Source organism: Candidatus Symbiopectobacterium sp. NZEC135 (assembly GCF_025962695.1).
Genome location: NZ_JAGFPF010001212.1, coordinates 1 through 655 on the forward strand (window position 1 = coordinate 1; position 655 = coordinate 655).

1 protein-coding gene is annotated in these 655 nt (G+C 53.7%); it reads right to left on the reverse strand.

Features of this window, described 5'->3' with window-relative positions; all coding sequences use genetic code 11:
- A partial coding sequence (locus J5224_RS33400) for an AMP-binding protein (protein WP_264629182.1) occupies positions 1 to 655 on the reverse strand: 655 nt, incomplete at both ends.

Genomic DNA, 655 nt, shown 5'->3' on the forward strand with positions numbered 1-655 from the left:
TGCCGCACTTTTCCAGCGCCTTATCGGCGGGTAAATAGCCCATGCGCGACGTTGCCTCTGCCGCCCCGTACATCACAATAAACGCTCTGCCGCTCTCCTGCGCATAGCGGGCAAATTCGAGATGTAAATCGGGGTGAAGCTTACCTCCCGCCTGAGTCAAAGTTTTGAGTGACGGAAGTTTCATCGTCATGAAGCGCAGTTTTTTTAGCATTTCATAGGTATAAGGCACTCCGGCGATCGAACTGGCTTCATAGTCCTTGATAAAAGCCCAAAACTCTCTTTGCATGATGCCACGGGTTGTCAGCAATATCGTAGCGCCGCGCAGTAAATGGCTGTTGATGATCGACAGCCCGTATACGTAGTTCATGGGCAAATTCAACACCGGACGTCCACCGCTGTCGATCGCCAGATAGTCTGCAATACTGGTCGCATTACTCAGCAAATTAAGGCGGCTTTGCCGCACCAGACGCGGACTCCCCGTTGAGCCCGACGTAGACATCAGCAGCGCCAGGCTCTCATGCATCGGGTAACCACCGAGCCCCGTGGACACCAGTTCATAGTTTGCCACGGTAAAAAGCGCATCATGACAGGGTCCATTCTCGCCGAATGGCCGCCACAGATAACCCGGGCGATAGGTCGCGATAAGTTGGTCACA